Here is a 7,683-nt window from a genome sequence, read left to right on the forward strand (position 1 = left end):
TGCTATTTCTCGTTGAGTTTTTCCGTCGTTTAGCAAGAGAAACATTAAAATTCTTTCCCTAACCTCTGCTCTTTCTTCTTCTTTAAGAGCTTTTTGTAAGTTTTTCTTTTCTTCTAAGTCTAGGAAATCTTTGGCTGGCATAAGTAGGATTTTTCTAAAATTACTATTTCTATTTTAGGTGGTTTAAGTGCGTTTTAGCTTACCTAATTTTCAGGGAAAAAGTCCCTGCATTTTCCCCCTGATCACTCCCGTATCCGGCACTTTTTGATTGACAAAAGGTCTAAAAGTGTTACCCAACAAGGTTTTCAGATTTATTCAGCCAACCCTAGGTAAAGATAAGCCGCCTCCAGTAGTGTTTCTTTGGTAATTCTCTCGTCGTGACACAACTGCCGCAAGGAATCATCGATCGCCCGATCAAGACGGATAGTATTGCGAACCGTCTCGAAATCATCCAGAACTGTTTCGGTATTAGTATCTTGACTCAAAGATGTCTTGCTGTCTTGACTTAAATTTTTTATAACATCTTGAGTTAATTGAGCAATTTTTTCTTTTTGTTCTGAAGGAATTGGCAGGATTTATTCGACCACATCGATGCGGGGGGGAACCGAGGTTTTTTTCTTGTTGACCAATCGATCGAGGGTGTTGCTCATCTACTTTCCTCAAGATACAGAAATCCCAGACGACGATTTGGTCTGAGATTGAATTTGATTGCTGGTATCTACAATTACGAACTTCGTTACCAACAAAAAGATATATCTTGATTACTTTTGCAAGAGAGCTAATTATTATTTTCCTAAGCCGAGTTTTCTGGTTACTTTTTGCCAAAAAGTTGGGGTCGGTGGTTGATAGGGTTTGGGACTGCTGGTAAATACAGGACGTTGACTAGGTTCGTAGAGATAACGATAGTGTAAGAAAATATCTCGATAGGGAAAATCGAGATTTTCACCGCTACAAAGTCGAGTAAACAGAGAGGAAGATAAACCAATGTAGTGAAGGTATGTCAAACGTTTGTCGTGGTCATAAAGAATATTATCTAAAGCCTGAAAATGGTGAGAGGTGACACAGCAGCCGGTGCGTTCTTCTTTAGGCAATTGAAGAGCTAGATTATATATAGAAAAATTTGAGCGCATCATCATATAATTGACGATAGTTTGATCGGGAGCCATCGGATAGAGAATTTCCGCTTCTCCTGCTCGCAATTGTTCTATGAGCCAATTACGGCGTTCCCCGTCAAATAAACCTTTTTTTGAGCCATAAAAACCCGAACAGAAAATTTCTTGGTTAAGACGTTCTTGGGGAAAGATTTCTAATAATTTTGGGGAAGTAACTTCATAAACGTGGGTGATATCTTTGTGCTGAAAATCGTAGACCACACAATCATAATTATCTAACTGTGCAAAAACCCGATCTAAGGGACTCATCAATAGGGTATCACCATCCATGTAGATAAAGCGATCGAATGGCCCATCAAAGGCACAATAACGACGATGGGTACCAAAACGATGATAACCTTTACTACCAGCCTTTAACCAGCGTTCTTTAGCCGTAGGATGGGAGTCCCAAGCAGATTTAGCGAAATTATCCCAGCGTTCGATAATTTCCTGATTATCAAACAACTGTACGTTAGGACGTTGAGCAATTTCCGCTCTGATCCGTTCGGTGTTGTCATCGTAGGGATAGACACAAACAGGAAGATCTTTTCCCCCATTTACTTCGATGCTGTTGAGTAGAGCGATTAATTGATCGTAAACCCGATCATTGGCTAGGGTACAGATACCGTCCATAAGTAATCCCAAGGAAAAAAATTAAAACTTATTATCTTTGCCGTTAGTTTAGCTTATTTTTGTCGATAAATTTCGGCAATTTCAGATTATGACCATGACTTTAACTGCTGATCAGCCAATTCCCATTCAAGAGTGCAGTGCAACCCCTAAGATTGATAGAGGTAAGTCCCTAGAGATAATCTCAAGTTTCTCACAACAGAAGGACTGCCCGATCGACTATACCCAAAACCGATCGATTTAGCGTTTGCGTTTGAGTAATTTAGAAATGCGTCGATTGTACCGCAACCAACGCCAAATTTTAATGACTAATTCCTCCACCCATAAAATAATCGCATCTAATCCCTCTAAAATCCGTTCTAAGGGGTGTTTAACGTAGCCGACGGGGGTTGATTCGGTTTCTAACCATTCTTCGTTAATTGGTTGAATTATCTCCTTGGCATAGCGGGGATCTAATTGGGTTGTGGGGGGGGATTCTCTAGGGGTAATTTGGGCAGCGGCCGGGGGGATTTTTTGTAAAGATTTATTTTGTTTTTCTTGAATAAAAGCTTTTTCTGTGCTGCGAGGATGGGACGGGGTGCCTAGGGACTGGGGAAGGGGATGAGCGGGGTTAATGCGCGGTTTTTCGGAGTCTTGGGGAGAAATAGCCAAGATATCGGCGGATTCTAGCCATGGCTGCTCACTGACGGCGGAAAATGTCAGGGATTGGCCAGAGGCAAAGAAGTGATCGATCGCCGCTTGGATGAGTTTGCCGATCGTGAAGGGATCCGCTTGGGTTTGTTTTTCTAGCCAATCCTGGAGACGTTGCTTGAAGGTGATCAGCAGAGAATTAGGAAGACTTAGGGGATATTTTGCCGATAAAGCGGGTGAATCAGCACTATATTCTAAATTATTCTTCTCTTTTGCCCAGAAATGCTCGATCGCCGCATAAATTAACCAATAAAGTCGCCAGAGATAGGAGGAATTTTTCTCCAGATTCGGGGACTCGTTAATGAGATCGGAAGGTAGGTTAGAGGTGTGGCTAACACTGCTGGGGATTGCGGGGGAGATAGCGAGAAATTTAGCCTCGAAAATTGCTAATTTTTCGTCAATAACCTGTAAAATCGCTTGAGAATTTAAATTAGGCAGTGGTAAGGAGGGTGGTGTCGGGGTTTTGACGAGATGGGATTCTTGGAATAGATCTATGGCGATCGCTATTTGTCCCTGTTGTTCCCAGCGTAGTAGGTTCCAAAACCAACGGATCGGAGGCAAGACAGGATTTTTGTCGGTAAAATTCGGTAATAAAGGCGGATATTGACGATTTAATCGCTTAATTCTCCGTTTTTCGAGGGCGTAGTTAGCCAGTGCCGTCCTAATTTGTTTTTCTATTTGTCTTTGGGTTTGATTATCGGTGATTTTAACAGTCTGGTGATCTTTAGTGACGAAAACTAAAGCTTGATCCTCTAGATCGGCTGCTATGCCAATAAATGCCGTTTCTTGGTCGGATAAGCTCTGGAGAAATTCTTCGATCGCATCCGTCCCATCTTTTCCGGGGGGTGATAATTGTTTCTGGAGACTGTTCCCTAATTGATTAGCCGTCATCCGCAGGGATTGTACCAGCAAATAGACGGGATAGAGGGCTATTTGCAAGGCAATAGCGATCGCATTTTGACCGCGACGGGAGACGCGGCCGAGGTTATCTTTCAGACGGATCAAACGACGGTTGATCAGGTTGAACAGTCGGCTTTTATAGGGATCGGCAGCCATGGATTTTGGGCGATAACATCTTCATTTAGACTATCCTATTGTGCAAGGACGGGATAAAAAAAATTTTGGCCAAAACCCTTGACTCCCAGAAAGATTATTGTTATATTTAAAAAGGTCTGAAATCCACGCCCCCATCGTCTAGTGGCCTAGGACACCTCCCTTTCACGGAGGCGACAGGGATTCGAATTCCCTTGGGGGTATGAAAAGAGGTCAGAGGCATCAAGCTTCTGACTTTTCGGTTTTTTTCTCCCGTTGATGGCTTTTCGGTAAGCTGACGGTGAAGATTGTTCCTCGATCGATCTGACTTTCGACGCTAATTTGTCCATGATGACTGAGGGTAATCGCTAAAGCGATCGCTAATCCTAATCCTGTTCCCCCGGAAGTGGCAGAATTTTGTCGCGCGGGATCGAGACGATAAAAGCGATCGAAAATATGGGACAAAGCAGCCTCGGGAATCCCGATTCCGTTATCTTTGACGCGTACCAGTAACACCGATTGTCGATCGCGTTTACTTTTCTCCAATTCCACTGCCACATTTTTAGGCTCAGATTCGGGCAAAAAAGCGTGTTTTAGGGCATTAGAAATTAAATTTGTGAATAAACGGGCTAATTGATCCCAATCTCCCCCCATAGTAAACATTTCATCGCTATAGGAAAAATCCTCTTGGTCCGGTTCCACGATCGACAAAGAGAGGGAAATTCCCTGCTTATCGGCGATTAAACGCTGTTCTTCCACCACTTCCATCAATAAAGCATCCAAAGGTACAGCTTGCTCGATCGGTTGGACGATGCCACTATCAGAACGGGCTAAAAAAAGCAGATCATTGACTAAATTGCCCAATCTTTCCGTTAAACGATCGATCACTTGCAAACGTTGATGGCCAGTTTGGGGATAGGCGATCGCCATTTGCACGTTAGTTTGAATAGTGGCGATCGGATTGCGTAATTCATGGGAAGCATCGGCGGTAAATTGTTTTAAACTCTGATAGGACTCTTTTACGGGTTGAATGGCTAAACCGGACAAAAACCAACCAATCCAGGCAACACTAGCAATCATCAGGCAAATTCCGAGGATTAAATCCAATAATAGCTGTCTAATTGGTTTTGTCACCTCAAACCAAGGATGACTTACCCGCAGATATCCCAAAACATAATGACCGATTTCCACCCTTTCGGTTACTTGTCGCAGCAGACGATTATCGGATAAGCGAATCGTTTCTCCTTGACGGTGGGGATGGAGGGGAATATCTAAGGATTCGGCCAGAGTTGACCAAAGTAGATTACCTTGGGGATCGAACCATTCCAAATCTATATGATCGTCCTCGACGGATTTACCCTGACTGGGAAAACTTGCCAGGGGATCGACGCGATAACGTCCTTGGTTCGGGGGAATCGATTCGATCACGAGGGAACGATTTACCACCTCAATGATGTGTTTGAGGGTATCATCAATGCGATCCACTAGGGTATGGCGCACATAAAAATACATTCCCGTAGCGAGAAAAAGCAGTAGTATGGCAGTGACAACAGTGTACCATAAGGCTAAACGGCGGCGAGTGGCTTGGAACACCGATAATCTATGGATTGGCTAGAGATTTTTAGAGCAATGTATCTTATTTTACAGCTTATTTGATTGATTTAATGCTGGGAATAAATTATTTTTAGCTATAGGGAAAAACTGACGGTTGCCAAGAATAGCTAGACTTGAACCCTTATAGTCCTTAAAAATTGCCGCTAACAAAAGTATTTTTAGATACATTCTTCTCAATAATTGTTTGAGTAGCTCGGCAAAAGCAGCCAAAGTGAATTATATTTAACCCTATGGTGATAGGGCTGACAGGAATGGCTAAAAATATTTTTGAGCTTATTTGAATTAATAACAACTATAAATGATGAATTTAAATTATTGGTTAATGAAATCGGAACCCGATGTCTATAGTATCGAGGATTTAAAAAAAGATGGTCAAACTATTTGGGAGGGAGTGCGAAATTATCAGGCGCGCAATTTTCTCCGTCAGATGAAACGGGGAGATTTGGCCTTTTTTTATCATTCTAATACGACCCCGCCGGGGATTGTCGGCTTGATGCGAGTGGTGCAAACTGATATGATCGATCCCACACAATTCGATCGCGATAGTCCCTACTATGATCCCAAATCCTCTCCAGATTCCCCGCGCTGGTGGACGGTTAAAGTTGAGTTTGATAGCCTTTTTCCCCAACTGCTGCCCCTAGGAATTTTAAAACAAAATTTTACCGCCGATGAATTATTATTAGTAAGGACAGGAAATCGTCTGTCAGTGATGCCTGTCAATCAAGAGATCGCAACAAAAATTCTCGCTTTAGTCGCTCATCAAGGAGTATAAACTGTGAACCAGAAAGATGCTATTAATTTACTTTCCCTGATCGGGGGATTATTAGCTGCTATTGTCATTTTAGCGGTCTTTAATGCCTATGTGATTATCACCCCCGGACAAGCGGGAGTTTTAAGTGTGTTAGGAAAGGCTAAGGACGGGGTTTTATTGGAAGGATTGCACTTTAAACCTCCCTTTGTTTCTAGTGTTGATATCTACGATGTTACGGTGCAAAAATTTGAAGTTCCCGCCCAAAGTTCCACTAAAGATTTACAGGATTTATCCGCTAGTTTTGCGATTAATTTTCGTCTCGATCCGACGCAAGTAGTGGTCATTAGAAGAACCCAAGGCACCCTGCAAAATATTGTCGCTAAAATTATCGCCCCTCAAACCCAAGAATCCTTTAAAATTGCCGCCGCTAAAAGAACCGTAGAGGAGGCAATTACTCGACGCAGTGAGTTAAAAGAAGACTTTGATAATGCCCTATCGACTCGCTTAGAAAAGTATGGTATTCTAGTCTTAGATACCAGTGTGGTAGATTTGAATTTTTCTCCGGAATTCGCCCGGGCTGTCGAAGATAAACAAATCGCAGAACAACGCGCCCAAAGAGCCGTTTATATCACCCAAGAAGCGGAACAACAGGCCCAGGCAGAAATTAATCGCGCTAAAGGGAAAGCTGAGGCACAAAGACTATTAGCAGAAACTTTAAAAGAACAGGGAGGAGGATTGGTTTTACAGAAAGAAGCGATCGAAGCTTGGCGCGAAGGTGGGGCGCAAATTCCCCGGGTTTTAGTGATGGATGGATCGGGAAAAAACAGCGTACCATTTTTATTTAATTATAGTGATTCTTTTCTAGAAAATACCCCCTAAATTCGGGTCTATCTCAATGGAGCGAGAGGACTGCCGTTAAACCCCATGGCGGTTAACGGGAGATGAATCGCCACCAGAATGAAACTAACGCAGTAGCGTTTCCACTTTACGACGTTAGGTTGCGACGGATTGCTAATTGTCGCCGTCTAACGCACCCTACTGGATTGTTTCAGCTAATTTGGTGTATTAGAAAAATGCTATAACTTCTATAATTTAAGACTTTAAGCCGAAATCTATTGCCCTATTTTAGTTGAAACAATCCACTACATTTTACTATCAGAAAACTCCCACTCATACTAATCCGTTGACTATAGGCTACTTATAGAGGAGAGGCACTCATGCAAAAGGGGAAATAAATAATCAGTTGTTAATAACCAGATTTAGTGTCAGGTGGCGGCAAGTCTTTCGGGATCGGCACTGGCGACAGCTTCCCGGTATGTGCCGGTGGGGGTGGGTTTATATGCGGGTTGGAATCCTGATTTTTCCTTAAAGGGTTGACAAGCTCAGGTGAGGACGGTGGAGCGTCAGGGTTATTTGTTGGGAGTTTGTGGTCATGCGTCATCTTTTTAATTATATTCCCCGGTTTTAACGGGCTAAACAGTAGGTTGCCTGAAATGCCCGGTTAATATTATAATTTTTTTATCTCAGTCAATGAATCGGCCATCACACGCTTATGAGTTTAATTCAAGAAGGAATAAAAAAAGGCTTAATTAAGTTAGATGATGAGCAGAAATATATTACATATATTAATCAAAATAAAAAGCGAAATTATAGCAATCATGAAGAACAGGTACAAGCTGAGACTTTTTTAAAATTAGTTTTGACCTATGGTTATGATCAAAAGCGGATTCGGTTATTTGTTCCCGTAGCAATGGGATCATCGACCAAAGAAGCGGATATTATTGTTTATAATGATGATGGGCATAAATCGCCTCC

The 7,683-nt window shown here is 42.4% G+C and carries 8 protein-coding genes, 1 tRNA gene and 3 pseudogenes; 6 read left to right on the forward strand and 6 right to left on the reverse strand.

Translation table 11 applies throughout. The features are described 5' to 3' along the window. Together MICAI_RS26140 and MICAI_RS26145 are read right to left on the reverse strand one after the other, a co-directional pair. A pseudogene (locus MICAI_RS26140) lies at positions 1-141 on the reverse strand (IS630 family transposase); the annotation flags it as partial. Between the two features lie 170 nt (positions 142-311). Continuing rightward, complete coding sequence (locus MICAI_RS26145) at positions 312-485, reverse strand: hypothetical protein (protein ID WP_008207034.1); 174 nt, start codon at positions 483-485, stop codon at positions 312-314. 165 nt (positions 486-650) lie between these two features. Between MICAI_RS26145 and MICAI_RS26150 the strand changes: the two are divergent. Next, positions 651-761, forward strand: a pseudogene (locus MICAI_RS26150) (IS5/IS1182 family transposase); the annotation flags it as partial. Positions 762-785: 24 nt separating this feature from the next. Here MICAI_RS26150 and MICAI_RS21485 read toward each other — a convergent pair. After that, the gene (locus MICAI_RS21485) at positions 786-1,784 is read right to left on the reverse strand and encodes an Npun_R2821/Npun_R2822 family protein (protein ID WP_008207037.1); all 999 of its coding nucleotides are present in this window, start codon (positions 1,782-1,784) and stop codon (positions 786-788) included. Positions 1,785-2,021: 237 nt separating this feature from the next. After that, on the reverse strand, positions 2,022-3,527 hold the full coding sequence (locus MICAI_RS21490; RefSeq protein WP_008207039.1) for a hypothetical protein: 1,506 nt from the start codon (positions 3,525-3,527) through the stop codon (positions 2,022-2,024). A gap of 127 nt (positions 3,528-3,654) precedes the next feature. Here MICAI_RS21490 and MICAI_RS21495 point away from each other — a divergent pair. Then, positions 3,655-3,727 (forward strand) — tRNA-Glu (locus tag MICAI_RS21495). 19 nt (positions 3,728-3,746) lie between these two features. Here MICAI_RS21495 and MICAI_RS21500 read toward each other — a convergent pair. Beyond that, complete coding sequence (locus MICAI_RS21500; RefSeq protein WP_008207040.1) at positions 3,747-5,096, reverse strand: sensor histidine kinase; 1,350 nt, start codon at positions 5,094-5,096, stop codon at positions 3,747-3,749. 48 nt (positions 5,097-5,144) lie between these two features. Continuing rightward, complete coding sequence (locus tag MICAI_RS26155; RefSeq protein WP_008207042.1) at positions 5,145-5,327, reverse strand: hypothetical protein; 183 nt, start codon at positions 5,325-5,327, stop codon at positions 5,145-5,147. A gap of 88 nt (positions 5,328-5,415) precedes the next feature. Between MICAI_RS26155 and MICAI_RS21510 the strand changes: the two genes are divergently transcribed. The 4 genes and pseudogenes from MICAI_RS21510 to MICAI_RS21520 all read left to right on the forward strand — a co-directional run. Further along, positions 5,416-5,889, forward strand: a complete 474-nt coding sequence (locus MICAI_RS21510) for an EVE domain-containing protein (RefSeq protein ID WP_008207045.1) — start codon at positions 5,416-5,418, stop codon at positions 5,887-5,889. 3 nt (positions 5,890-5,892) lie between these two features. Continuing rightward, a complete protein-coding gene (locus MICAI_RS21515) occupies positions 5,893-6,747 on the forward strand; it encodes a prohibitin family protein (protein ID WP_008207047.1) in 855 nt (284 codons plus the stop codon). Between the two features lie 387 nt (positions 6,748-7,134). Then, positions 7,135-7,336, forward strand: a pseudogene (locus tag MICAI_RS28040) (hypothetical protein); the annotation flags it as partial. Between the two features lie 84 nt (positions 7,337-7,420). Further along, on the forward strand, positions 7,421-7,683 hold a 263-nt coding region (locus tag MICAI_RS21520), incomplete at its 3' end, for a type I restriction enzyme HsdR N-terminal domain-containing protein (protein WP_039900690.1).

The sequence above is a fragment of the Microcystis sp. T1-4 genome (assembly GCF_000297435.1).
Lineage (GTDB): Bacteria > Cyanobacteriota > Cyanobacteriia > Cyanobacteriales > Microcystaceae > Microcystis.